We start from the raw sequence: 23,323 nt of genomic DNA on the forward strand, positions 1-23,323 counted from the left end.
ACCAATTGCGTCGTCAGTGCAGCGGCCGCCTTCTCGGTCGGGAGCACTCGTCGAGTCGAAGGAGAGAACGCATGGCTGAGAAGAACCTCCAAGAAGTGCTCGATGCGGCCGGTGGCACGCCCCAGAGCACGGTCGAGCACCTGCGCAATTCCCAGCTCGGCACGTACATCTACCCCGTGGTGCCGGCCGAGTTCACCAACTGGCGCCGCGAGCAGAAGGCCTGGCGCGAGGCCGCCGTGCTCTACGACCAGTCGCACCACATGGTGAACTTCTTCCTCAAGGGCAAGGACGCCCTGCAGCTGCTGTCCGAGACCGGCATCAACAGCTTCGCCAACTTCCCGGTCGACACGGCCAAGCAGTTCGTTCCCGTGGCCTCCAACGGGGGCGTGATCGGGGACGGCATCCTCTTCCACGAGGCGGAGGACGAGTACGTGTTCGTGGGCCGCGCGCCGGTGGCCAACTGGCTCCAGTTCCACGCAGAGACCGGCGGCTACGACGTCGAGTACACCTACGACGACCGCTCGCCGTCGCGCCCGTACGGCCAGGCCGTCTCGCGCCAGTACTACCGGTTCCAGATCCAGGGCCCGAACGCGTGGCAGGTCATCGAGAAGCTCGCCGGGGGCCCAGTGGAGAAGGTCAAGTTCTTCCACATGGGCCAAATGGAGATCGCGGGCAGCACGGTGCGCACCCTCCGCCACGGCATGGCCGGGGCCCCCGGGCTGGAGATCTGGGGGCCCTACGAGCAGCACGGGCGGGTCCGGGACGCGGTCCTGTCCGCCGGCGCTGAGTTCGGGATCGAGCCCTGCGGCTCGCGGGCCTATTCCTCCAACACCCTGGAGTCGGGCTGGATCCCCTCGCCGCTCCCGGCCATCTACACGGGCGAGGCCGAGCGCGCCTACCGGGAGTGGCTCCCCGCGGACAGCTACGAGGCGATCAACGCCCTCGCGGGCTCCTTCGTCTCGGCGGACATCGAGGACTACTACCTCAACCCGTGGGAACTCGGCTACGGCTCGTTCGTGAAGTTCGACCACGACTTCATCGGCCGCGACGCCCTCGAGGAGCTCGATCCCGCAGCCCAGCGCAAGAAGGTCACGCTCGCCTGGAATGACGAGGACCTGGCCGCCATCTGGGCGTCCTTCCTCGACCGCGACCGGCCGGGCTACCAGTTCTTCGACCTGCCGAACGCGAACTACGGCTCGTCCAACTACGACTCGATCGTGGACGCGGACGGCACCGTCGTGGGGCTCTCCCTGTTCACCGGCGTCACCGCGAACGAGCGGCGGGGCCTCTCGCTCGCCACGGTGGACCCGAACGTCGAGCTCGGCACCGAGCTGCGCGTGGTGTGGGGCGAGCCGGACGGCGGTTCGGCCAAGACCACGGTGGAGCCGCACGAGCAGTTCGCCGTGCGCGCCGTGGTGAGCCCGGCCCCGTACTCCGTCACGGCGCGGACGGAGTACCACGGAGGCTGGCGCACCGCGGGCTCCTAGAGCGAGTGCCGGCAGGGCCGCCCGGGCCCTGCCGGGACCCCGCAAGGCCGGCGGAGCGCTCAGACGGCCTCGCGGGCCGTCACCTCTCGGAGGGCCTCGATGACGCTGAGCAGGTGGGCCCGCACGGCCCGCTCGGCGGCCTCGGGGTCCCGCGCCAGGATCGCGTCGATGATGGCGGTGTGCTCGAGCACGGAGACCTTGGCGCGGGCCGGGCGGGACGAGAGCCTGAACTGGTGCCGCACGCTCTGGGCGTGCAGCCGGGCGAGCACGTCGGAGGCCGTGGCGTGGTGGCTGAGCTCCCGGACCCGGACATCGAGGGCCCGGTTCAGGCGCGAGTACTCGACGAGGTCGCCCTCCTCCACCGAGGCCACCATGTCCGCCCGCAGCCGGGAGAACTCGGCGGCCTGCTCGTCGGTGAGGTGCTCGGCGACCTTTGCGGCGCACAGGCCCTCGACACCGATGCGCACCTCCAGGATCTCGATCGCCTCGTCGACCGAGATGGCCCGCACCCGCGAGCCCTTGTTCGGCAGGCGCTCCACGAGGCCCTCGCCGGCAAGCTCGAGCAGCGCGGTGCGCACCGTGGCGCGGCTCGCGGAGAACGCCGCGCTCAGGTCCGCCTCGATGAGCCGCTGGTTCGGCGCGTACTCGCCGCGCACAATCGCGTCCCGGATCAGGTCGGTCACCCGGGACTGGGCCCCGCCCTCGGAGGGGCCGACGGCGGGCAGCGCGGCCGCCGTCGCCTCGTTCACCGGTGCTGCCGCCATGGTGCGCTCGCTTCCTGGAGGGCCCTCGCGGCCCGGACGGCCGCGCGCTATTGTCGACAATCTTAGAACCAATCGCGGGAGGACCGCATGCGCATCGCCGTCCTGGGCCTCGGTGAGGCCGGAACCATCTACGCGACGGACCTGGCCGCGCGCGGCGCCCACGTCGCCGCCGCCGACCCGCGCGCCGCCGCCGCGCCGGCCGGCGTCGTGCTCGCCCCCGGCACGGCCGAGGCGGTCCGCGGCGCCGACCTCGTGCTGAGCCTCGTCGGCGCCCGCGCAGCCTCCGCAGCCCTCGCCGAGGCCCTGCCGGCGATGGGCCAGGACGCGGTCTTCGCCGACCTCAACACGGCGGGACCCGAGGAGAAGCGCCGCCTCGCGCAGCGGGCGGCCGAGGCCGGCGTCGGGTTCGCCGACGTCGCGGTCCTCGCCCCGGTCACCCGGGCCCGGATCGGCACGCCGCTGCTCGTCAGCGGCCCCGCGGAGGCCGCGCTGACGGCGCAGTTCGCCGCGCTGGGCGTCCCCGCCACGGGGGCGGGGCCGGAACCAGGGGCCGCCGCGGGCCTGAAGCTCCTGCGCAGCGTGTTCATGAAGGGGCTCGCCGCCACGATCCTCGAGGCGGTGACGGCCGCGAGCACTGTCGGCGCCGCGGACTGGGTCACCGACCAGATCGCCGCCGAGCTCGGCCCCGGCGGCCCGGCCCTGGTCCAGCGCCTGCTCGAGGGCACCCGCCGCCACGCCGTGCGGCGCGAGGAGGAGATGCTCCAGGTGCGCTCCTACCTCGACGCCCTGGGGTCGGCCCATCCCGTGACGGACGCGACCATCGAGTGGCTCCACGCGGTGTCCGCGGGAGCCCCACCCTCCGGAATCCAAAATCGTTGACAATCTCGTCTCCGATCCGTAGCTTCATTCCCAAGCGACTGTGATCCGTTCCACAGGCCGTGGGCAATGACGCACAACGGAGGTACGCCGATGGCAGCACGCCTGAGCCTGAGCGACGTGAACCTGCACTTCGGCGGCGTCACAGTGCTCCAGGACGTGAGCTTCGACGTGGAACCCGGCACCATCTTCGGACTCGTCGGACCCAACGGCGCCGGGAAGACCTCGCTCTTCAACTGCATCAGCGGCCACTACCGGCCGAGCTCCGGGTCAATCACGATCGACGGCACCGAGGCCGTGGGGCGCGCTCCCTCGCACCTGGCCCGGATCGGCCTCTCCCGGACCTTCCAGCACCCCGCGCTCCAGCTGCGCGCCACCGTGCTCGAGAACGTGGTCCTCGGCGGCCACACCCGCCTCCCGGGCGGCCCGCTCTCCTGGGCCCTCGGCCTGCCGTTCACCTCCAGAGCCGAGCGCGGCCTGCGCGCCGAGGCGCTCGAGCTCCTCGACCGCGCTGGTCTCGCCTGGGCCGCGGACCGGCCCGCGGACGAGCTCTCGCACGGGCTGCACAAGGGCATCGAGCTGTGGCGGGCGCTCCTGGCACGGCCCACGCTGCTCCTGCTCGACGAGCCCGCCGCCGGGCTCTCGCACGGCGAGGTCGAGCAGCTCATCGCCACCGTGAAGCAGGTGCGCGACGAGCAGGACATCACGATCGTGATCGTCGAGCACCACATGGGCCTCATCTCGGCGCTCACGGACCGCGTGGTGGTGCTGGACCACGGCCGCAAGCTCATGGAGGGCACCGCGGCCGAGGCGCAGTCCGACCCGCGCGTGATCGAGGCCTACATCGGGAAGGACGCGGCCGATGACGCTGCTTGAGCTCGACCACGTCACCGCCTCCTACGGCCCCGTCCAGGTGCTCGAGGGTGTCTCCCTGACCGTGCCGGAGGGCGGCGCCGTCGGCGTCCTCGGGGCCAACGGCGCGGGCAAGACCACCACGCTGCGCGCCATCAGCGGCACGGTCCGCACCGGCGGGACGATCCGATTCGCGGGCCGCGACATCCGCGGCCTCCGGCCCGACCAGGTCGCAGCGCTCGGGATCGCCCACGTGCCCGAGGGCCGCGGCACGCTCGCCCAGCTCAGCGTGCGCGAGAACCTTGCCGTCGGCGCCTACCTGCGCAAGGACCGCCGGCAGATTGAGAAGGACATCGAGTACTGCCTCGAGCTGTTCCCGAACCTGCGCAACCGCATCGGCTCGCGGGCCGCGGCGCTCTCCGGCGGCGAGCAGCAGATGCTCGCCGTGGGCCGGGCCTTCATGGCCAAGCCCAAGCTCCTCCTGCTCGACGAGGCCTCCCTCGGCCTCGCGCCCAGCACGGCGAAGACTGTCTACGAGGCCATCCGCCGGCTCCGCGTCGACTCGGGCATCGCGATGCTCGTGGTCGAGCAGAATGCCAACCTCGCGTTCTCCCTCGTCGACACCGCCACGGTGCTCGAGACGGGGCGGACCGTGCTGACCGGGACCTCGGCCGAGCTCAAGGGCATGGACGAGATCCGCCGCGCCTACCTGGGGGGCTGAACCCGATGGAGACCTTCATCCAGCTCGTGGTCGACGGCCTCTCGACCGGCTCGATCTACGCGGCCCTCGCCCTCGCGATCGTCCTCGTGAACCAGGCGACCGGCCTGATCAACTTCGCCCAGGGCGGCCTCGCCGTCCTCTCTGCCTACATCGCGTACGCGTTCGTGCAGGCGGGGCTGCCGCTCCTGGCGGCCGTGCTCCTGGCGATCGTGCTCTCGTTCTGCCTCGGCGCCCTCGTCGAGCGGTTCCTCATGCGCCGCTTCGAGCGCGGCGACCCGGACACGGCCGTGGTCGTCACCATCGGCCTGCTCACCCTCGTCACGGGGATCGTCGCCGTGCTGTGGGGCTACAACAACCTGCAGTTCCCCTCGCTGTTCCCGCTCTCGAGCGTGCACGTCCTCGGCGCCGTGGTCAGCGTCCGCTCGCTCGCCACGACGGTGACCATCGTGGCGATCATGGCCCTGCTGCAGCTGCTGTTCCTTCGCACCAAGCTCGGCCTCGCGCTGCGCGCCGTGGCGGACAACCCCGCCTCCTCGGCGCTCTCCGGCCTGCCCGTGGGGCGGCTGCTCATGGTCGGCTGGGGCCTCGCGGCCGCGCTCGGCGCGGTGGCCGGGGCCCTCGTCGGGCCACAGCTGACGCTGACCCCGGGGATGCTCGACGGCGCTCTCGTGTACGCGCTCGCCGCCGTGATCCTCGGCGGGCTGGACAGCCCGATCGGGGCCGTGGCCGCGGCGTGGGGCATCGGCGTGCTCGAGAACCTCGTCGCCGTGTACGTGCCGCTGATCGGGCACGACCTCAAGATCGCCGTCCCGTTCGCGCTGATCTTCGTGATCCTCCTCCTCCGTCCCCAAGGCCTGTTCGGCAGGAAGGTCGTGGTGCGGGTCTGATGGCAGCGCTGACATCCCGCCGGGCGCGGATCGCCGTCGCCGTCCTGGTCGTCGTCGTCCTCGTCGCGGCCCCGCTCTTCCTGCCCGCGATCGTCAACCAGAGCCTCGTGCGGATCGGCGTGTACGCGGTCGCCGTGCTCGGGCTGAACATCGTCATGGGCTACACCGGGCAGGTCAACCTCGGGCAGATCTTCTTCCTGGGCCTGGGCGCCTACGTCACCGCCTACGGTGTGACGCACGGCTGGAACATCGTCCTCGTGTTCGTCGCGGCCGCCGTCATCACGGGGATCGTGGGGCTGCTCGTGGCCCTCGCCGCCGCGCGCCTCGGCGGCCTCGCGATCGCGATGGTCACGATCGCGCTGCCGATCGTGGGTGTCCCGCTCGCCAAGCGGCTCGACACCTTCACCGGCGGCTCCCAGGGCACCTCGGCCATCTTCTCCAACGCCCCCGACTGGTCCGGCCTGTTCAACGACCAGTGGCAGTACTACATCGTCCTGCTCGTGGCCGGCGTCGGGTTCCTCCTGGCCCGCCGGCTCGTGCGCGGCAAGTACGGGCGCGCGTTCGCCGTGGTGAAGGGCAACGAGTCGGTGGCGGCCTCGATGGGCGTCTCCCCCTATTGGACCAAGGTCCTCGCGTTCACGATCGCCTCGGTGTTCGGCGGCGCGAGCGGCTTCCTCTACATGGCGGCCGTCCAGTACACCTCCCCCGAGACCCTCAGCTTCGGCCACTCCATCAGCCTGCTCGCCGCCATGGTGATCGGTGGGGCCGGCAGCATCGTCGGCTCGCTGATCGGCGGCGCGTACTACATCCTCGTGCCGCAGCTGACCAACGCGGTCGATCCGAACCTGACCACCATCAGCCAGGGCGTGATCCTCCTCGCGGTGCTGTTCCTCCTGCCGGACGGCCTCGTGAGCCTGCCCCGGGTCCTCCGCCGGCTCACCCGCCGCGGCACCGCCGCCCGCGCCGGGGGCGCCCTCCCGGCCGGTGCCCCCTCCGCCACCGAGAAGCACCACTCCACCACGGGGACTCCCCCGCACCACGCTCCCGCGCAGGTCCAGATCCCGGACGCGGCGCCGGAGGCACCCGAGAAAACAGAGAGGCACGGTCGATCATGAACGTTCGGAAAGGAACACGGGGGCTCCTCGGCGCCGTCGCGATGGCGTCGGTCCTTGCGCTCTCGCTGACAGGATGCCGCGGCGGCGCACAGAGCAGCGGCGGGGGCACGGCGGCGTCGCCGGGCATCACCGACACGTCCATCACGCTCGGCATCACCACCCCGCTCAGCGGCGCCACCGCCGGCCCGGGCACCTGCACCGTCGCAGGCGTCAAGGCCTACTTCGGCGCGAAGAACGCCGAGGGCGGGATCAAGTTCGGCGACGGCAAGACGCGCAAGGTGGACATCAAGACCTACGACGACGCCTACGACCCGCAGAAGTCGCTCTCCAACTTCCAGCAGATGGTCTCGGACAACGTCTTCGCCGAGGGCATCGGCCTCGGGACGCCGACCAACCGCGCGTTCCGCGAGGCCGCGATCAGCCAGAAGGTGCCCCAGGTCCTCGTCATGACGGGCGATCCGGTCTTCAGCGACCAGAAGCAGAGCCCCTGGCAGCTCGGCCTCGTCCCGGCCTACCAGAACGAGGGCGGGGCCTTCGGCAAGCTGCTGGCCTCCTCCGGCGGCACGCACAAGGTCGCGATCCTGTCCCAGAACGACGACTACGGCAAGGGCTACGTCTCCGGCTTCAAGGACGCCATCAAGGGCGCCTCGAACATCAGCGTGGTGGGCGAGCAGACCTACGAGGCCACGGACACCTCGGTCGACGCGCAGATCACCCAGCTGGCCGCGACCGGCGCGGACGTGTTCTTCAACGCCATGTCCATCACCCCGCTGACCATCGCTACCCTGCAGAAGGCCCAGCAGATCGGCTGGAAGCCCAGCTGGTTCCTGCCCTCGAACACCTCGAGCCCCACGGCCATCCTGCAGCCCGGCGGGGCCTCGGCCTACCCGGGCATCTACTCGGTCGCCTTCTCCAAGGCCCCGCAGAGCCCGGAGTTCGCCAAGGACCAGGACGTGGTGAAGTTCCTCTCCGACCTCAAGCAGTACGCGAACTACCAGGGAATGCCGGCGTTCCCGCACTGCATGTGGAGCTACATCGCCGGCGCCACGCTCGACCAGGCGTTCCAGAAGATGACCGACCCCACGCGGGACTCCTTCATGAAGGCCCTGCGCAGCATCAAGGGCTTCAACGCCCCGCTCATGCTCCAGGGCACCACGGTGGACACCACCATGGACGGCCAGCCGGCCATCTCCTCCGTGCTCGTCCAGAAGTACAACGGCAAGGGCTACGCCACCGCACAGAAGTTCGGCTGACCCGCACCCACCGCCGTTCCTGCGGTCACCGGCGACGGCGGCGGCCCACCTCGCGCGAGGTGGGCCGCCGCCGTCGTGCGTGCGGGCGGGAACGGCTACTCGAGGTCGGCGATGGCCCGTCCCGTGCGGTCGGGGGCCATGAGGGAGAAGACGAGCCCGGTGACGGGTCCGATGATGCCGAGGGCGAGCGCGAAGGGCACGCTTCCGGCGATCGTGAGCGCGAACAGGGGGAAGATGCCGGCGCCGAGGCCGCGGCCCACGTAGTAGCTCGCGCTGGATCCCGTGGAGCGGATGCGGGTGGGGAAGAACTCGGACATCCAGACCCCGAGGACCCCGAAGCCGCCCGCCGCCGCGGCGCAGAGCATGAGCGCCCAGAAGGCAGGCCAGGCCCAGAAGTCGGCGCCCACGTGGGCATGGTGGGTGGTCAGGAGCACGAGGAACCAGACGAAGCCGACTGCGCCGACCGCGGAGGCGAGGGTGAAGGCGTACTTGCGGCGGATCGCGTCGGAGACCACTCCGGTGAGGGTGTAGGCGACGATCGTGGCCACGTAGCCGATGAGGACGATGAGGCTGACGGTGTCCAGCGGGAGCTTCTGGGTCGCCAGCAGGTAGGTCGAGAGGTAGGCGCCGACGGAGTTCGTGGTGAGGAACATCGCGGTCGAGAGGATCATGAACAGGACGGTGCCGACGACGAACTGGGGCTTGAAGATGTCCACCACGGGCACCTTGGTGCGGCGGAGCTCCTCGGGCAGGGTGCCCGCCTTGAGGTGCTCCTGGTAGGCGAGCCACTGCTTCGATTCGGGCAGCAGTCTGAGCGAGGCGATGCCGATGACGGTGCTGACGAAGCCGACGCCGATGTAGCCGGCGCGCCAGCCGAGATCGTGCCCCAGGACGGTGAGGAACAGGAACAGGATTCCCTCGGTGAGGATCTCCCCCGCGAAGTACATGGCCTGGATGATCCCGCCCATCGTGCCGCGGCGGCCCGTCTTCCAGCACTCGGTGAACATCGAGAAGGACAGGCCGAAGAGGCCGCCCATGCCGACCCCCGCGAGGACGCGGGTGGCCATGAACATCTCGTAGTTGACCGCGAGGCCGCCGAGGGTCGCGGCGATGCCGAAGGCCACGACGGAGATCGCGAAGGTGCGTCGGCGTCCGAGGGTGTCTCCGAGGGTGCCGAAGACGAAGCCGCCGAGGATGGAGGCGAAGCCCTGGACCGTCGCGACGGTGATGAGCGCGATCGTCGAGACGTGCAGGCTGCCGGAGATGTACACGAGCGGATAGCCGATGAGATTCAGCTCGGCCCCGTCGAAGAGGGTGCCCAGGAGGGCGAAGGCCAGGATGAGGCGGATCTCGCGGCGCGAGTAGAGGGTTGCGGTGCCCACGCTGGGGGCTCCCTTGGTAAGAGGCATCATGTGCACTTCCTCGTCGTTGAGGCTCTAGTGAATCCTAGGTGAGCTTCCGCTCGGGTGGCGCACGACGGCGGGCGGGCGCCCGCCGTCGTGCGCTCGGCCCAGTGCCGGGAGCGGCACCGTGCCGGGAACGGCCCAGTACCCGGAAGGGCACAGTGCCGGTACGGTCAGGCGCGGGCGGGGGCGCCGACGCGGCCGAGCCCGGCCGAGGCCAGCGCGAGCGCGATCTCGTCGTGGGCACCGGGGGCGAGGGGCAGGAGCGGGTGCCGGACGGTGGCGTGCTCGAGGATGCCGCGGGCCACGAGGCCCTCCTTGAGCGCGACCGTGCCCTCCATGTGGGACCCGCGGTGGTAGACGTTCTTGGTCACGGGCAGGAGGCGGTCGTGGACCTCGCGGGCCTTGGCGTAGTCCTTGGCCTTGCCGGCGGCGATGAGCTCGACGAGCGGCTCGGGGGCCAGGCCGCCGTAGCCGACCAGCGCGCCGTCGACGTCGAACATGGTGTGCAGCAGGTACTCGTCATGGCACGTGAGGATCTGCAGGTCCGGGAACGCCGCGCGCAGCACCGGGATCTCGGTGTCCCAGCGGCGCATGTTCCGCACGCCGTTCTTGGTCGCGAACACGCCCTCCTGGCCTGCGATCTCGAGCTGGGTGTCGAGGTCGTAGGTGGCCTTGGTGGCGTCCGGGTACTGGAAGAGGATCAGCGGCAGCCCGCTCGTCTCGTAGATCTCCTGGTAGCGGGTCTGGGGGGCGCCCTTCTGGTACCCGAAGCGCAGCCAGCCGTGGGAGGGGTAGACGAGGCCGGCCGAGGCGCCGGCCTCCACCGCGCGCTGGGCTTCCTCGGCGGCGACCTTGTTGCCCTCCCCGGTGATGCCGGCGATGACCGGCACCCGGCCGTCCGCGGCATCGCGGAACGAGGAGATGACGAGGGCCTGCTCGGCCTGGGTGAGGAACGTGCCCTCCCCGGCGTGGCCGAGGACAACGAGGCCCTTGACGCCCTCCACGCCGGCGAGCCAGCCGCCGAGGCGGTGGATGGCGTCCACGTCGACGTCGCCGTCGCGGGTGAAGGGGGTGACGGGGGCGGGGACCAGGCCCCGGAGGTCGATGGTGCTCATGTGGCTCTCCTTCGAGTGATCGATCCAGTTTGTGCAATCGATTCCGTTATCGATTGCTTCGACTGTAAGCTTGATCACGAGAGCACGTCAAGAGGTCAGGGAAAGGCGCCATGGAGGCCAAGGAATCAAGCGGCACGCGGCCGACGATCACTGACGTCGCCGAGGCAGCGGGCGTCGCACGGTCGACCGTCTCACGGGCCATGAACCGCGAGCACCGCTTCTATCGGAGCCCTTCCGCGGCCCGCATCCGCGCGGTGGCCGAAGCGCTCGGGTACGAGCCGAACCCCACCGCCGCGAACCTCCGGCGCCAGCAGACCAACACCATCGGCGTCCTGGTCTCCCGGCTGACCGACACGGTCATGGCGATGCTCTTCGAGGAGATCGCGGCAGCCAGCGCGGCCCGCGGCTACCACGCACTCGTGGCCACCACCTATGACGACCCGGCCCTCGAGCGGGAGAACGGGCTGGCGATGCTCGCCTCGCGCGTCGACGGGCTCATCCTGACCACGGCCACCACGGAGGGGGGCCTGTGCACGGAACTCCTCGAGCGCGGCATCCCCCATGTACTGGCGCTCCGTTCCTACGGCGAGAGCCCGAGCGTGGTGGGCGACGACGTGCTCGGCGGCTATCTCGCGACCCGTCACCTCATCGACCTCGGCCACCGCCGGATCGGCCTCGTGGCCGGCCCCGACCACGCGCCGACGGCCGTGTCCCGCCGGGAGGGCTATCGGCAGGCGCTGCGCGAGGCCGGCATCGAGGACGCCCCGGAGCTCGTCTACCCGTCGTCGTTCAGCATGGAGAGCGGCGAAGCCGCGGCGGAGGCCTTCCTCGCCACCGGGGACCGGCCCACGGCGGTCTTCGCGGTCAACGACAACACGGCCTTCGGCTTCACGTCCGTCATCCAGCGCGCGGGACTGTCCATCCCGAAGGACCTCTCCATCGTCGGCTACAACGACATTCCGCTCGTGGCGCGGCTCCCGGTCCCCCTCACGACCGTCCGCGTGCCCTTCCGGGACATCGCCTCCGCCACCGTCGACGCGCTCCTGAACTCGCTCCAAGGAAGGCCGGCCTTGGCGGCCCATCGGACGCTCGCTCCCACGCTCATCCCCCGCGCCTCCACCGGCCGCCCCTCCGCGCGGCCGGGAGCCCGGTGAGGATCCGGCGGGTCAGGAAATGACCGGGCCGGGCGCACCGGGGCCGGACGGCGGTACCCTTCGGGCATGACGCAGGAACGCTGGCGCGAGCTCACCGAGTGGCCCACACTCGCCGCTGCGGTCGTGTTCCTGGGCGCCTACTCGGTACAGGTCATCGGGAACCTGCCGCCCGAGGAGGGGGCGTGGGCCGAGGGCCTGCTGTGGGCCGCGTGGGCGGTGTTCGTGGTGGACTACGCGGGGCAGCTGTGGCTTGCGCCCCAGCGGGGGCGCTGGTTCGTCCGCAACCTGCACGAGCTCGCGATCCTCGCCCTGCCGGCCCTGCGGCCGCTGCGGCTCGTGACCTTCCTCCGGGTGGTCCACAACAAGGCCGGCAACGCCCTGCGCGGCCGCCTGGTGGTCTACGTGATCGCCGCGGCCGGGATGCTCATGTACTGCGGGGCGCTCACGGTCGAGGACGTCGAGCAGAACGTGCCAGGCTCCAACATCCGCAGCTTCGGGGCGGCGATCTGGTGGGCGCTCGAGACCATCACCACGGTGGGCTACGGCGACCACTACCCGGTGACGGTGATCGGCCGGCTCGTCGCCGCCGCGCTCATGGTCTCCGGCATCGCGGTCCTCGGTGTGGTCACCGCCTCCATCGCCGCGTGGCTCGTGGAGACGATGACGTCGCAGACCGCCGCCGAGGTCGAGGCCGGCGTCGAGGCCGTCGAGGCCGAGGTCGAGGACGTCGAGGCGGAGGTCGAGGCGATCGACCAGAGCCTCGAGGCGAAGGTCCAGGCGCTCACGGAGCGGGTCGAGCGGCTCACCGCGGCGCTCGAGGCCCGCGAGGCCGAGCGCCGCGGCACGTGGCCCGGGGCCTGACGCCCAGCCTGCTGGCTCAGCCGGCGAGCTCGGCCCGCAGGTCCCGCTTGAGGATCTTGCCGGTGGGGCCCTTGGGGAGCTGGTCCACGATCCGCACCTCGCGCGGGTACTTGTAGGCGGCGACCTGGGACTTGACGAACTCGCGCAGCTCCTCGGCCGTCGTGGCGCCGGGGGCGCTGAGGGCGACGACGGCGACCACCTCCTCGCCGAGCTCGGCATGCGGGGCGCCCACCACGGCGGCCTCGGCCACGGCGGGGTGCTCGTAGAGGACCTCCTCGACCTCGCGCGGGTAGACGTTGTAGCCGCCGCGGATGATGAGGTCCTTCTTCCGGTCCACGATCGAATAGCAGCTGTCCGCGTCAACGCGGCCCATGTCCCCGGTGAGGAACCAGCCGTCGCGGATGGCCTCGGCCGTGGCGTCCGGCCGCTTCCAGTAGCCCGTCATGATGTTGTGCCCGCGCACGGCGATCTCGCCCACCTCGCCCTGCGGGACGTCCTCGCCGTCGAGCCCCACGACGCGGAGCTCGACCCCCTCCACGGCGGTGCCGATCGAGCCGGGCTTGCGGAGCCGGTCCGGGTGGTTGAACGCGGCCACCGGCGAGGTCTCGGACAGGCCGTAGCCCTCGAGGATGATGCAGTCGAACTCGTCCTCGAACCGGTGCAGGACCTCCACGGGCAGCGCGGCGCCGCCCGAGATGCACACCCGCAGGGACGAGGTGTCGTAGCGGCGGTGGTCGGGGACGGCGAGGAGGGCGCTGTACATCGTGGGCACGCCGGCGAACACCGTCACGTGCTGGGCGTCGATGATCTCGAGCGCGGCCTGCGCGGAGAACCGCGGCAGGAGCGCGATCGTCGCTCCGGCCATCACCGTGGTGTTCAGCGCGCAGGTCTGGCCGAAGGTGTGGAACAGGGGCAGGCCGCCGAACACCACGTCCTCGGACGTCAGCGTCAGGAGGGTGCGCACCGTCAGGTCCGCGTTGCGGATGAGGTTGCTGTGGGTCAGCTCGGCGCCCTTGGGCCGGCCGGTGGTGCCCGAAGTGTAGAGGATGACGGCGGTGTCCCCGTCCGCGCGTTCCACGGCCTCCCCGAGCGGCTCCTCCCCCGCGAGCGCCCCGGTGAACGCCCCGCGCCCGATCGGGATGACGCGCGCCCCACCGGCCCGTGCGCCCTCGGCAGCCTCCTCCGCAACGTCCTCGGCCGCGAAGAGCACCGTCGCCCCGGAGTCCTCGAGGTAGTAGGAGATCTCGCGCTGCTTGAGCAGCGGGTTCATCGGCACCACGACGGCTCCGGCGCGCAGGGCGCCGTAGTAGAGGGCGGCGAACTCGGGCACGTTGGGCAGCATGACCCCCACCCGGTCCCCCGCTCCGACGCCGGCGCGGGCGAGCAGCCCGGCGGCGCGCGCGGCCGCGGCCGAGAGGTCCGCGTAGGTCCAGGCCTCCTCGCCGCACGTGATGGCGGTGCGCGGCCCGTGGGCGGCGGCGGTGGACTCGAGGTACGCGGCAAGGTTCATGGGGACTCCTCGGCAGGAAGCTACTGTGGCGTAGGCCACAGACGATTCAATCGTGAAACTGAGTCTCACGTCAACCGGAATTCAGTCCCATCCGCGGGGCCTAGGGAACCAGCCGCGCCTCGTGGATCACCCGGGCCAGCTCGGGCGCGGTGTCCGGAAGCGGGCGGCGCCCCCACAGCCCCAGGTAGACCTCCCGTGCACTGCCCGTCACGGTGCCGAGCAGCGCCTCCCCGCCCTCGCCGGGGGACGCCGCCGGCAGGACGAGGGACGCCGCCGGCCGGCCGTCGTCGTGCGTCACCTCGAGGCGGACGACGCCGGGCAGTCCCCTCGAGCGCCCGAGCCTCACCTGACGCGGGTAGAAGCCGTCGAGGACCTCGCGGATGCCGTCGAGGGCGAGGTCCTCGGGGAGCTGCCACGCGGAGGCGCGGCCGAGGGCCTCGAGGAGGTCGAAGGTGTGGACGGCGAGCTCGTGGACCTGGCGGCGGGCCCAGAATGCCGCGGTGCGCCCGTCCCACAGCGTCCACGCTGGCGCCTCCGGGCCGGCGGCGCGGAGCGCGGCGACCAGGTGCGCCGCGCTCGCCCGGTACCACTCGACGGGCGCCTCCCGCTCGGGGCGGTCCTCGAGCCGCGGGGCGCGCTCGGAGCCGAGCGCCGCGGCGGCCCAGCGGTGGATGCCCGAGAGGTGGTCCACGAGGTCGAGCGCCGTCCAGCCCGGGCAGCCAGCGACGGGCTGGGCGAGGCCCGGGTCCTGGGCCGCGGCATCCCGGGCAGCCTCGGCGAAGGCGTCGGCGAGCGCGGCGATCCGGTCGAGCGCCGCGGTGAAGTCGGCGGCCGCGGTCACGCCGGCTGCTGGGCTGCGAGGAACTCCTTCACCGCCGCGGCGAAGACGGCCGCGTCGACGTTGTGCGTCTGCCCCTCGAGCACGCCCGTGCGGGCCCCGGGGATCGCGGCGGCGGCCTCCTGCGCGGCTGCCGGCATGAAGGCCGGGCTCGCGCCGCCGGAGAGCACCAGGGTCGGGGCGGTGATGCGGCCGAACACCTCCCGGGGGACCTCGCCGTTGCGGCCCATCGCGGCGTTGTCGTACGCGAGGGTCGGGGCAAGGCGCACGGCGGTGGCCCAGGTGGGCGACTGGCGGGTGCTGTCGATGGCGGCGTCGGGCAGGCCCACGTAGCGCAGGAAGGTGGTGAGGGCGCCGTCGTGGTCCCCGGCCTCGAGCCTCGCGTCGAGCGTGGCGGTGTACTCCCGGGCGCGGGCGCGGCCGGCGTCGTCGGTCATGAACGGCGGCTCCCACATCACGAGCGCGCGCACCGGCAGCGCGGCGGCGGCCCGGGCGGCCAGGGCGGCACCCGAGGAGAGGCCGACCACGGCGGCCGCCGACCCGGCGTCGTGCGCCGCACGGTCGAGGAGCGCGCCGATGTCCTCGATCTCCCGCTCGGGCGCGAACGGCAGGGTGTCCGTGCTGTCGCCGCGGCCGCGGCGGTCATAGTTGTAGACCGTGAAGCTCTCGGCCAGGGCGTCCGCGAGGTGGGCGTCGCCGCGGCGGTCCACGCTGGCCCCCGAGACGAGGATGAGCGGGGCACCGGTGCCGAGGTGGTCGTAGGCGATGGTGGTTCCGTCAGCTGAGGTGAGACGTTCCATGGGCCCACGCTACCCCGTGAGGCGCGCGAGTTCTCCAGAGAGCAGGCTGGTGAGTTCGTCCTGCTCGGGAACCACGCCCGGATCGGCGAGCACGGTGACGACAAGCTGGCCCGCGTAGGAGAGCACGGTGAAGCACACTCCCACGTTGCCGGGCGTCATGCTCGCCGGGATGATCCGCGTGACGCGGTGCCCGGCGAGCATGAGCGGCTCCGCGGGCCCCCGCATGTTCGAGAGGAACGTGTTCACGAGCCGCTGGTGGTCGATGAAGCGCTGGAAGACCCCGGCGCGGGCCAGCGTGCGGAAGGCGACCCCGAGCGGCCCGGCGGACGTGCCGCGCCGCGCGCCCCGGCGTGCCGCGGTCTGCTCCATGACGCGGGCGAGGCGCACGGCGGGGTCGGGGACGCTGGGGACCTCGATGGGGACGACGCCGTTGGCGTTGCCGAGCGTCGCGGCCTCGGTTCCGCGGCGGGACGAGATCGGGACCGAGACCACGAACGACCCCGGGGACTCGCCGCGCGCCCGCAGGGCGGTCCCCAGGGCTCCTGCCACCGCCACGAGGACCAGGTCGTTGAGGGTGCAGTGCCGGGCATGGGCAGCGTCGAGGACGTCGCTGAGCGGGACGGTCAGGGCAGTGATGCTGCGCCGGCTCCCGGTGGGCCGGTTGTAGGACGTGCGGGCGGCTCGGACCCGCGCTCGGGCGCTCCGCGGGCCCGGCCGCTGGCCTCTCTGCGCCGCATGCCGGCGCCCGCCTCCGATCAGGCCGAGCTCGCGCAGGCCGGCAACCGCCGCCGGCAGCGCCCGCGGCACTCTGGCGAGGGCGGAGAGCCGCTCGGCCCAGGCGTCCACGAAGAGGTCCCTCGGGCGCGGCTGCGGCTGCGGGAAGGCGGCAGGACCTGCGGTACCGGCAGCAGGGGGCGGCTGGGGCGCGGGCTGGGCGGGCGCGCGCTGCGCGGGAGCGGTGTCACCGAGGGACGCGAGGACTGCAAGGCCGCCGAGCCCGTCCGCGAGGACGTGGTGGGCCACGAACACGAGTGCCGCCGGCTCGCGTGGGCCCCCGTGGACCCAGTGCGCGGCCCAGGGCGGCCGGTCCTTCTGGAGGCGGCGGCAGGCCAGATGGGCTGCGGTGCGGAGGATGCCCTCCTGCCCGCCGGCAACCTCGGTCTCGGAGAGATGGCGGTCGAGGCGGAACGTCGGGTCGTCGACCCACACGGGCCGTCCGGCGCCCGGCGGGGTCCGCATCAGCCGGCGGCGCAGGCGGGGGATCCTCGGGATCCGCTGCTCGAGGACGGCAGCGACTTCGGCGAAGGCAGGCACCGCTCCGGCCTCGAACTCGAGGACGGCGGCGATGTGCATGGGAGCGGGCCCCCGGTCGGTGGCGAGCACGGTGAGGTCATTGCTGCTGATGCGTTCGATCCCTGTGCGCGTCACGGCTGCTCCTCCGGCCAGAGCGCCGGCTCCCGGTGCGTCTGGAGCCAGCGTAGGCGCGCGCTGCGGCGGGGAGTAGGTCCCTCTGGCCCCACGGCGAGGGCCCGCGCCGTGTGGCCCTAGGCTGGGGCGCGCCCGTTCTGTCGGACGGGTTGGCTAGGGTGAGTGGATGATCGTCGAGTTCGGGTGGTTCCTCGATCGCGCGCCGTGGGCGTACGCGAGCCCGGGGCTGAACCGCGTGCGGGTGGGCCGCAAGAACCTCATCGGACTCCTGCAGACGCGCCTCGGGCTCACCCGCCCCGAGGTGCCCAACGCCGAGCGCGTGAGCCAGTACCTGCGCCGGCTCGAGCACCTGGACGCGCCGGAGGCCTGGTTCCACCGCTCGCTCGCCGCCGATCCCTGGTCCACGGCCCAGGAGCTCCTCGCCGCACGCGACGATGCGGTGGCCAACGGCTGGGACGGCGCGCTCGACGGCGAGGCCTCTCCCCTGCTGCAGACCCTCGCCGCGGCGGAGGGCCTCGGCCGGCAGACCGCGGGGGGCGAGCGGGCTGGGAACGGACCGCTCGCGCCATCGCTCGCGGACGACGTCGTGGAGCTGCTCGCCGAGCTCGAGGGCAGCGCCCTGCCGCTCGGCATCGACGAGCTGGTCCTTCAGCACCCCGAGGGCACCTTCCCGGCCGTGTGGCGCAGGATCATCGGGGCACTGCGCCGGCGCGGGGTCAGGATCAGCGAGGCCCCCGAGCCCGCGGGCGCGCCCGAGCTGACGGTCCTGGCCGCCGAGACCGAGTGGGAGGCCGCCGAGCATGCCGCGCGCTGGCTCGCCGCCGGCACCGGCACGAGCACGGCCGTGGTGTGCTCGGACCCCACAGCGGTCCTGGACCAGTACCTGGCCCTGCACGGCCGGCCGCGGCTCGGCGTGGGCGCCCGCTCGGCCTGGCGCGCCCAGGACCAGCTCATCCCCCTCTTCTTCGAGCTCGTGTGGGAGCCGGTCAACGTGCACCTGCTCGCGGAGTTCCTCACGCTCGAGGACTCGCCGGTCAGGCGCCGCGCGGCCCGGCACCTGCTGCGCGCGCTCAGCCGCGAGCCCGGGACGCGGGGTCCCGTGTGGGACGCGGCGATCCGGGCGATCGGCGAGGACGAGACGCTCGGTCCCGAACTCGCCGCGACCCTGGACAGGCTGTTCAGCACGGGCCTGCTCCCCGATGTGGAGCACCGCCTGCCGAGCGGGGCGCAGCTCGTCGACGCGGCGGCCTGGTTCGCCTCGGCGCTCACGGCGAGGGCCGCCGTCGTGCCGCGGCTGCAGACCACGGCCGCGCAGCTGCGCCGGGTCCTGGCGCTCGTCGCCCCGCTGCGGCACGTGGGCCGCAAGGACCTCCGGCGCATCATCGCCTCCGTGGTCACGGCCGGCGCCGAGCCGCTCGGCCCCGCCGAGGCCGCGCCCTGGCTGCGCCTGAACCACCTCGTGGAGCTCGGCGAGGACGTGGAGGACGCGCTCTGGTGGGGGTTCCAGTCGGCGGCCGCGCCCACGGTGCGGCGCTGGGACCCGCACGACGCCGCCTCCCTCGCCCGGGTGGGCGTCGAGCTCCCCACCCCGCAGGACCTCACGGCGCTGGCGGTGCGCGAGACCCTGGCCGCCGCAGCCCGGTGCCGGCGGCTCGTGCTCGTGCACCTCGCGCAGCGCAACGGCGAGCGCGTGGTCCCGAACCCCCTGCTCGAAGCCCTCGTGGAGCGCTACGGGCCCCCGGCCGCACCGGACCAAGGGCTCGGCGACCGGATCAGGCGGGCGACCCGCGCGCCGGCGGACCTGACCGACGGGCAGGGGGCGTGGAGCCTCGCGGGCCGGACGGCGACGCTCGCCCGCGCGACGGCGCACCGGCCGGCGGCACCCGATCCGGTCCAGGAGGTCGGGGCCAACGCGGCGCTCGCGCCGGAGACCATGTCCTACTCGCAGCTCGACGTGCTGCTGGGCTGCTCGATGCGGTGGGCGCTCGAGCGCAAGGGCGCCCTGCGGGTGCCGGACGCCGCGGACATCCCCGAGGGCAGCCGCATGATCGGCTCGTTCGCGCATCGGGTCATCGAGGTGCTGCACGGGCGGATCCGCGCGGCGCACCGGGCCGTGCCCGAGGACGAGGAGATCGCCGAGGTCATCGGCGAGCTCCTCCCCCAGCTCGCCTCCGAGCTGCTCCTGCCGGGGCAGAAGGCGCGCCGGCTCACCGTTGTGGACGCGGTCACGGTCGCCGCCCGGGAGTTCTTCCGCGGGCTCGAGAAGGGCGGCGTGGCGCTGCAGGAAGTCGAGAAGCCGATCTCCAAGGATCTGCAGCTCGTCACCCCGGACGGCGTCCTCACCGTCCCGGTCCGCGGCAGCGCGGACGCCGTGGGGATCGACGAGCAGGGCCGCACCGTGGTGGTGGACCTCAAGTGGTACAACTCCGCCAAGCACCTGCGCCAGAAGATCAAGGAGGGCACCGCCCTGCAGCTGGCTCTGTACCAGTGGGCGCTGCACGAGGGCGAGGCGCCGCCGGACGACCCGACCGCGTACTTCCTCCTCAAGCAGCACGCGTTCGCCTCGGCGCACGGGCACTTCGGGCCGGCCATCCCGCGGGACGAGGACCCGGCCCAGCTGTGGGGCAGGGCGGTGCGGTCGGCCGAGTTCACGGTGGAGCAGGTCCTCGCCGGCCGGGTCACCGCGACCAAGCCCGTGGAGGACGCGTTCGCCGCCGCGCAGGCCGAGGCGGCCGCCGCCGAGGGCGGCGAGCCGACCACCGTCAAGGACGCCGAGACTGCGGTGGGCCGCCTGTACGTGGAACCGGGCTGCCGGTTCTGCCATTTCGGGGCCCTCTGCGGGCTGAGGGGGGACTACTCGTGAGCGCGCAGCTGCTGGAGAACGTCACGATGGTCTCGGCCAGCGCAGGGACCGGGAAGACATACACGCTCACCGAGAAGATCGTCCAGGAGATCACCGCCGGGACCCCGGCGGAGAAGATCATGGCCACGACCTTCACCAAGAAGGCCGCCGGGGAGCTGCAGGAGCGGATCGCGGCCCGGCTCCTCGACGCCGGCGGCAGGGCGCCGGCACCGGCCCTCGCGGCGGCGTCCCAGCAGCTCGGGGCGAGCCTCATCGGCACGGTCAACAGCGTCTGCGGGCAGCTGCTCGCTGAGTACGCGATCGACGCCGGCCTCTCCCCCGCGCTCGAGGTGATCGGCGAGGACCAGCTCGCGGCCATGTTCCGGCTGGCCACGGACGAGATCCGCGCCGAGCACGCCGAGGTCCTCGCCCCGATCGCCGTGCGCCTGGGCACCCACCCCGACCTCGCGCAGGGGTACGGGGTCGAGTCGTGGGAAGAGACGCTCCAGCGGATCGTGAACCTGGCCCGCGCCAACCGGCTCGACGCCAACGCGGTGCTGGCCTGCGCGGAGCCCTCGTGGGCCGGGTTCCGGGGCTTCCTCGACCCGCCCGGCGAGGACCGCCGCCCCGAGTGGTTCCGCGAGCTGCACGGGCTGCGGGCCGAGCTGGACAGGACCGTGGCCCGCGGCGTGCACGAGGACGGCACCGCCGCGAACCTCACCACGAAGTCCTTCCTCGAGAACCACCCCAAAGTCCTCGACCGGATCGCCCGGGCCCAGAGCGTCGAGACGACCCCGTGGGAGGTGTGGCGCGGCTTCCTCGGCTCGGGCGCCCCGGCGCCGCTGAAGAAGATTTTCGGGCCCCTGCGCGACCGGATCGGCGCCGAGCTGCTCTCCAACCCGGCCCTCCACGCCGACCTCGAGGGCTACGTCCGCGGGCTGTTCCGCTGTGCCGCGAAGTCCCTCGAGGCCTACGAGCAGTTCAAGCGGGACAACGCCCTCATGGACTTCGTGGACCAGGAGGCCAGGGTCCTGGACCTGGCCCGGCACAACCGCGCCTTCCGGGAATCCTTCCGCGCCCGCGTCGACGTGCTCGTGGTGGACGAGTTCCAGGACACGAGCCCGCTGCAGCTGGCCCTCTTCCTCGAGCTGGGCGCCCTCGTGCGGCGCTCCGTGTGGGTGGGGGATCCGAAGCAGGCCATCTACGAGTTCCGCGGCACCGACCCGGAGCTCATGGAGGCCGTGATGGCGCGGGTCCCGGCGGAGCGGCGCGAGCAGCTCTCGCACACGTGGCGATCGCGCCAGACGGTGGTGGACCTCTCCAATGCCGTGTTCGAGCGGGTCTTCGCGGACCACGGCATGACGGCCGAGTCCGTCCACCTCGAGCTGCCGCCGGCGCGCGCCGCCGCCCTCGGCGAGGACCCGGGGAGCGTCGAGGCCTGGTCCCGGCCCGCGGGCCGCGCCGAGGACCGGCTCCGCGCCACCGCGGCCGGGGTGAAGGACCTCCTCGGGCGGCGCCCCGGCCTGCGGCCCTGCGACGTGGCCGTCCTGACGCGCACCAACGCCGAGGTCCGGGCGGTCGCGGCGGCGCTCGACGCCCTGGGGCTGCGGGCCAGCCTGGACCCGCGCGCCCTCGGCGGCGCCCGCGAGGTGCAGCTGGCCCGGGCCGGGATGGCCTATGTCGCCGACCGGTACGACACCGTGGCCCTCGCCGAGCTCGTGGCCCTGCACCCCGAGCACCCCTCCCACCTGACGTGGCAGCGGGAGCTGCTCGGCGCCGTCGTGCCCCGCGAGCAGGTGCGCAACGAGGCGGGCGAGGTGGTCGCCGGGCCCCGGCTCGTGCACGACGCGTGGCGGGCCGTGCCCGTGGTCGCCGCCCTCGATGCGCTGCGCGAGCAGGCCGTCGCGGCCACCCCCACCGAGGTGCTCGAGGCCGTAACGGGCGTGCTGGGCCTGCCGCAGCTGATCGCGGGATGGTCCGCCCCCGAGCGGCGGCTGCGGAACCTAGACGCCTTCCGCGGCGCGGTCGAGCTGTACTACGAGCGGTGCCGGGCGCTCCGGGAGCCGGCCACGCTGCGCGGGTTCCTCGAGTACTTCGCCTCGGACGAGCACGAGTCCGCGGAGAATTCGGGCCCGGACGTGGTCAACGTGCTCACCTACCACCGCGCCAAGGGGCTCGAGTGGCCCGTGGTGGTCATGGAGAGCCTGGACAAGGAGACGAAGGCGCGCCCGTTCGGGACCGGCGTCGAGCAGACCCGGGAGCTCGACCTCGCCGATCCCCTCGCAGGGCGGTGGATCCGGCTGTGGCCGAGCCCGTTCCCGTACGGCGGGTCGGCCCTGGACCAGCGGGCCCAGCAGTCCGAGGCCGCCGCGCGGTTCCTCGCCCGCGAGCAGCGCAACCAGGCCCGGCTCATGTACGTGGGCATGACCCGCTCCGCGCACACCACCGTGCTCACGGCGAAGAACGGCTCCCCCAGCATGCTCAACGACCTCGGGATCGAGTCCCTCGTGGCGTGGAAGGCAGGCGAGGAGCCCGCAGCCGGGGCGGTGACCGTCTGCCGCGACACCCAGATCCCGGCGCGGCTCGCGTGCCTGCAGCCGGCGGAGGACGTGGCGGACGACGGCGGGTGGTTGCCTCGGTTCGTCGACCCGCCCGCGGCGGGGGCCGGCGCGGTCCGCCGCCCGGCACGGCTGAAGGCCAGCGAGGTGTCCGCGGAGGGCCTGGAGGCAGAGATCCGCGAGGCCGCGCTGCTCGGCGCGCCCCTGGCCACGCACGGCTCCGAGGAGTGGGGCGCCGTGGGCAGCGCGGTGCACGCGTACCTCGGCACCGAATTCCGCGCCCTCGACCCCGCCGGCCGGGCGCGGCTCGCCGGGCGCCTCGTGGAACGGTGGGGCGTGGCGCGGACCATCGACGCCTCGCTCCTCACCACCGCGGGAGAGCGCTTCGAGGCGTGGCTCGATGCCGAGTTCCCCGGCTGGGTGCGCCACCGGGAGGCGGCCATCGGGTGGCGCCCGGACGGGCAGACGATGGAGGGCTGGATCGACCTGCTGCTCGAGGGCCCGGACGGGTTCGTGCTCGTGGACCACAAGACGTACCCGGGCCACGACCCGGCAGGGCACATCCGGGCCCACTACCTCGGGCAGATGGACGCCTACCGGCGCGCGGTCGAGGCCGCGACCGGCCGGCCCGTGGTGCGGGTGCTCATGCACCTGCCGGCGCTCGGGCGCGTGTACGAGGTGGCGTGAGGGCTCCTGGCACGCGTCCCCGCCCGTCAGGAGGTCAGGGTGTCCCCCGCCACGCTGTCCCGGAGGCCTGCGAGGGGCGGCCCGGCGTACCCGTACTGGTCGAGGTCCTTGCCGTCGGTGACCACCGTGCGCGCCGGAACGTCCGCAAAGACGATCGGCCAGTCGTTGG

18 protein-coding genes are annotated in these 23,323 nt (G+C 72.9%); 11 read left to right on the top strand and 7 right to left on the bottom strand.

Going from position 1 to position 23,323, the window contains the following annotated elements; translation table 11 throughout:
• Positions 1-71 precede the first annotated feature (71 nt).
• Complete coding sequence (gene ligM, locus ACVWWH_RS08900) at positions 72-1,487, top strand: vanillate/3-O-methylgallate O-demethylase (protein WP_457316323.1); 1,416 nt, start codon at positions 72-74, stop codon at positions 1,485-1,487.
• A 59-nt stretch (positions 1,488-1,546) separates the two neighbouring features.
• On the opposite strand, the gene ACVWWH_RS08905 is transcribed toward ligM, so the two are convergent.
• Positions 1,547-2,251, bottom strand: coding sequence for a GntR family transcriptional regulator (locus ACVWWH_RS08905; protein ID WP_084249360.1), 705 nt, complete (start codon positions 2,249-2,251; stop codon positions 1,547-1,549).
• Positions 2,252-2,338: 87 nt separating this feature from the next.
• On the opposite strand from ACVWWH_RS08905, the gene ACVWWH_RS08910 reads away from it, so the two are divergent.
• The 6 genes from ACVWWH_RS08910 (at position 2,339) to ACVWWH_RS08935 (ending at position 7,955) form a co-directional block, all read left to right on the top strand.
• Positions 2,339-3,130 (top strand): NAD(P)-binding domain-containing protein, encoded by a 792-nt coding sequence (locus tag ACVWWH_RS08910; RefSeq protein WP_457316324.1) that lies wholly within the window; start codon positions 2,339-2,341, stop codon positions 3,128-3,130.
• Between the two features lie 90 nt (positions 3,131-3,220).
• Positions 3,221-4,003 carry an ABC transporter ATP-binding protein gene (locus ACVWWH_RS08915; protein WP_084249359.1) on the top strand — a complete coding sequence of 261 codons (783 nt, stop codon included), beginning with the start codon at positions 3,221-3,223 and terminating at the stop codon, positions 4,001-4,003.
• Entirely contained in the window at positions 3,990-4,700 is a 711-nt protein-coding gene (locus ACVWWH_RS08920; protein WP_066496748.1) for an ABC transporter ATP-binding protein, read from the top strand. Before ACVWWH_RS08915 ends, ACVWWH_RS08920 begins: the two co-directional genes overlap by 14 nt.
• Before the next feature lie 5 nt (positions 4,701-4,705).
• Positions 4,706-5,587 carry a branched-chain amino acid ABC transporter permease gene (locus ACVWWH_RS08925; RefSeq protein WP_066496746.1) on the top strand — a complete coding sequence of 294 codons (882 nt, stop codon included), beginning with the start codon at positions 4,706-4,708 and terminating at the stop codon, positions 5,585-5,587.
• The gene (locus tag ACVWWH_RS08930) at positions 5,587-6,702 is read left to right on the top strand and encodes a branched-chain amino acid ABC transporter permease (RefSeq protein WP_457316325.1); all 1,116 of its coding nucleotides are present in this window, start codon (positions 5,587-5,589) and stop codon (positions 6,700-6,702) included. Before ACVWWH_RS08925 ends, ACVWWH_RS08930 begins: the two co-directional genes overlap by 1 nt.
• Positions 6,699-7,955 carry an ABC transporter substrate-binding protein gene (locus ACVWWH_RS08935; protein ID WP_457316326.1) on the top strand — a complete coding sequence of 419 codons (1,257 nt, stop codon included), beginning with the start codon at positions 6,699-6,701 and terminating at the stop codon, positions 7,953-7,955. Before ACVWWH_RS08930 ends, ACVWWH_RS08935 begins: the two co-directional genes overlap by 4 nt.
• Before the next feature lie 95 nt (positions 7,956-8,050).
• Here ACVWWH_RS08935 and ACVWWH_RS08940 read toward each other — a convergent pair whose 3' ends face one another.
• Positions 8,051-9,337 (bottom strand): MFS transporter, encoded by a 1,287-nt coding sequence (locus tag ACVWWH_RS08940; protein WP_457316327.1) that lies wholly within the window; start codon positions 9,335-9,337, stop codon positions 8,051-8,053.
• A gap of 194 nt (positions 9,338-9,531) precedes the next feature.
• Positions 9,532-10,476, bottom strand: coding sequence for a dihydrodipicolinate synthase family protein (locus ACVWWH_RS08945; RefSeq protein ID WP_066496741.1), 945 nt, complete (start codon positions 10,474-10,476; stop codon positions 9,532-9,534).
• A 110-nt stretch (positions 10,477-10,586) separates the two neighbouring features.
• On the opposite strand from ACVWWH_RS08945, the gene ACVWWH_RS08950 reads away from it, so the two are divergent.
• Both ACVWWH_RS08950 and ACVWWH_RS08955 read left to right on the top strand, forming a co-directional pair.
• Complete coding sequence (locus tag ACVWWH_RS08950; protein ID WP_457316328.1) at positions 10,587-11,630, top strand: LacI family DNA-binding transcriptional regulator; 1,044 nt, start codon at positions 10,587-10,589, stop codon at positions 11,628-11,630.
• Between the two features lie 66 nt (positions 11,631-11,696).
• The gene (locus ACVWWH_RS08955) at positions 11,697-12,491 is read left to right on the top strand and encodes a potassium channel family protein (protein ID WP_457316329.1); all 795 of its coding nucleotides are present in this window, start codon (positions 11,697-11,699) and stop codon (positions 12,489-12,491) included.
• A gap of 16 nt (positions 12,492-12,507) precedes the next feature.
• Here ACVWWH_RS08955 and ACVWWH_RS08960 read toward each other — a convergent pair whose 3' ends face one another.
• From ACVWWH_RS08960 to ACVWWH_RS08975, 4 genes are all read right to left on the bottom strand, one after another.
• Positions 12,508-14,001 carry a long-chain-fatty-acid--CoA ligase gene (locus ACVWWH_RS08960; RefSeq protein WP_457316330.1) on the bottom strand — a complete coding sequence of 498 codons (1,494 nt, stop codon included), beginning with the start codon at positions 13,999-14,001 and terminating at the stop codon, positions 12,508-12,510.
• A 100-nt stretch (positions 14,002-14,101) separates the two neighbouring features.
• On the bottom strand, positions 14,102-14,842 hold the full coding sequence (locus tag ACVWWH_RS08965; protein ID WP_457316331.1) for a maleylpyruvate isomerase family mycothiol-dependent enzyme: 741 nt from the start codon (positions 14,840-14,842) through the stop codon (positions 14,102-14,104).
• Entirely contained in the window at positions 14,839-15,639 is an 801-nt protein-coding gene (locus tag ACVWWH_RS08970) for an alpha/beta fold hydrolase (protein ID WP_457316332.1), read from the bottom strand. Before ACVWWH_RS08970 ends, ACVWWH_RS08965 begins: the two co-directional genes overlap by 4 nt.
• Positions 15,640-15,648: 9 nt before the next feature.
• The gene (locus tag ACVWWH_RS08975; RefSeq protein WP_457316333.1) at positions 15,649-17,067 is read right to left on the bottom strand and encodes a wax ester/triacylglycerol synthase domain-containing protein; all 1,419 of its coding nucleotides are present in this window, start codon (positions 17,065-17,067) and stop codon (positions 15,649-15,651) included.
• 166 nt (positions 17,068-17,233) lie between these two features.
• Here ACVWWH_RS08975 and ACVWWH_RS08980 point away from each other — a divergent pair, with 166 nt between their 5' ends.
• Positions 17,234-19,930, top strand: a complete 2,697-nt coding sequence (locus ACVWWH_RS08980; RefSeq protein WP_457316334.1) for a PD-(D/E)XK nuclease family protein — start codon at positions 17,234-17,236, stop codon at positions 19,928-19,930.
• Entirely contained in the window at positions 19,927-23,154 is a 3,228-nt protein-coding gene (locus ACVWWH_RS08985; RefSeq protein ID WP_457316335.1) for a UvrD-helicase domain-containing protein, read from the top strand. The genes ACVWWH_RS08980 and ACVWWH_RS08985 overlap by 4 nt, the downstream gene beginning before the upstream one ends.
• Positions 23,155-23,323: the final 169 nt, after the last annotated feature.

The organism is Sinomonas sp. RB5, from assembly GCF_054063535.1.

Coding starts and splice junctions, on each gene's coding strand:
- ligM (WP_457316323.1), top strand. CDS start 72: ATGGCTGAGAAGAACCTCCAAGAAGTGCTCGATGCGGCCGGTGGCACG.
- ACVWWH_RS08905 (WP_084249360.1), bottom strand. CDS start 2,251: ATGGCGGCAGCACCGGTGAACGAGGCGACGGCGGCCGCGCTGCCCGCC.
- ACVWWH_RS08910 (WP_457316324.1), top strand. CDS start 2,339: ATGCGCATCGCCGTCCTGGGCCTCGGTGAGGCCGGAACCATCTACGCG.
- ACVWWH_RS08915 (WP_084249359.1), top strand. CDS start 3,221: ATGGCAGCACGCCTGAGCCTGAGCGACGTGAACCTGCACTTCGGCGGC.
- ACVWWH_RS08920 (WP_066496748.1), top strand. CDS start 3,990: ATGACGCTGCTTGAGCTCGACCACGTCACCGCCTCCTACGGCCCCGTC.
- ACVWWH_RS08925 (WP_066496746.1), top strand. CDS start 4,706: ATGGAGACCTTCATCCAGCTCGTGGTCGACGGCCTCTCGACCGGCTCG.
- ACVWWH_RS08930 (WP_457316325.1), top strand. CDS start 5,587: ATGGCAGCGCTGACATCCCGCCGGGCGCGGATCGCCGTCGCCGTCCTG.
- ACVWWH_RS08935 (WP_457316326.1), top strand. CDS start 6,699: ATGAACGTTCGGAAAGGAACACGGGGGCTCCTCGGCGCCGTCGCGATG.
- ACVWWH_RS08945 (WP_066496741.1), bottom strand. CDS start 10,476: ATGAGCACCATCGACCTCCGGGGCCTGGTCCCCGCCCCCGTCACCCCC.
- ACVWWH_RS08950 (WP_457316328.1), top strand. CDS start 10,587: ATGGAGGCCAAGGAATCAAGCGGCACGCGGCCGACGATCACTGACGTC.
- ACVWWH_RS08955 (WP_457316329.1), top strand. CDS start 11,697: ATGACGCAGGAACGCTGGCGCGAGCTCACCGAGTGGCCCACACTCGCC.
- ACVWWH_RS08960 (WP_457316330.1), bottom strand. CDS start 14,001: ATGAACCTTGCCGCGTACCTCGAGTCCACCGCCGCCGCCCACGGGCCG.
- ACVWWH_RS08970 (WP_457316332.1), bottom strand. CDS start 15,639: ATGGAACGTCTCACCTCAGCTGACGGAACCACCATCGCCTACGACCAC.
- ACVWWH_RS08980 (WP_457316334.1), top strand. CDS start 17,234: ATGATCGTCGAGTTCGGGTGGTTCCTCGATCGCGCGCCGTGGGCGTAC.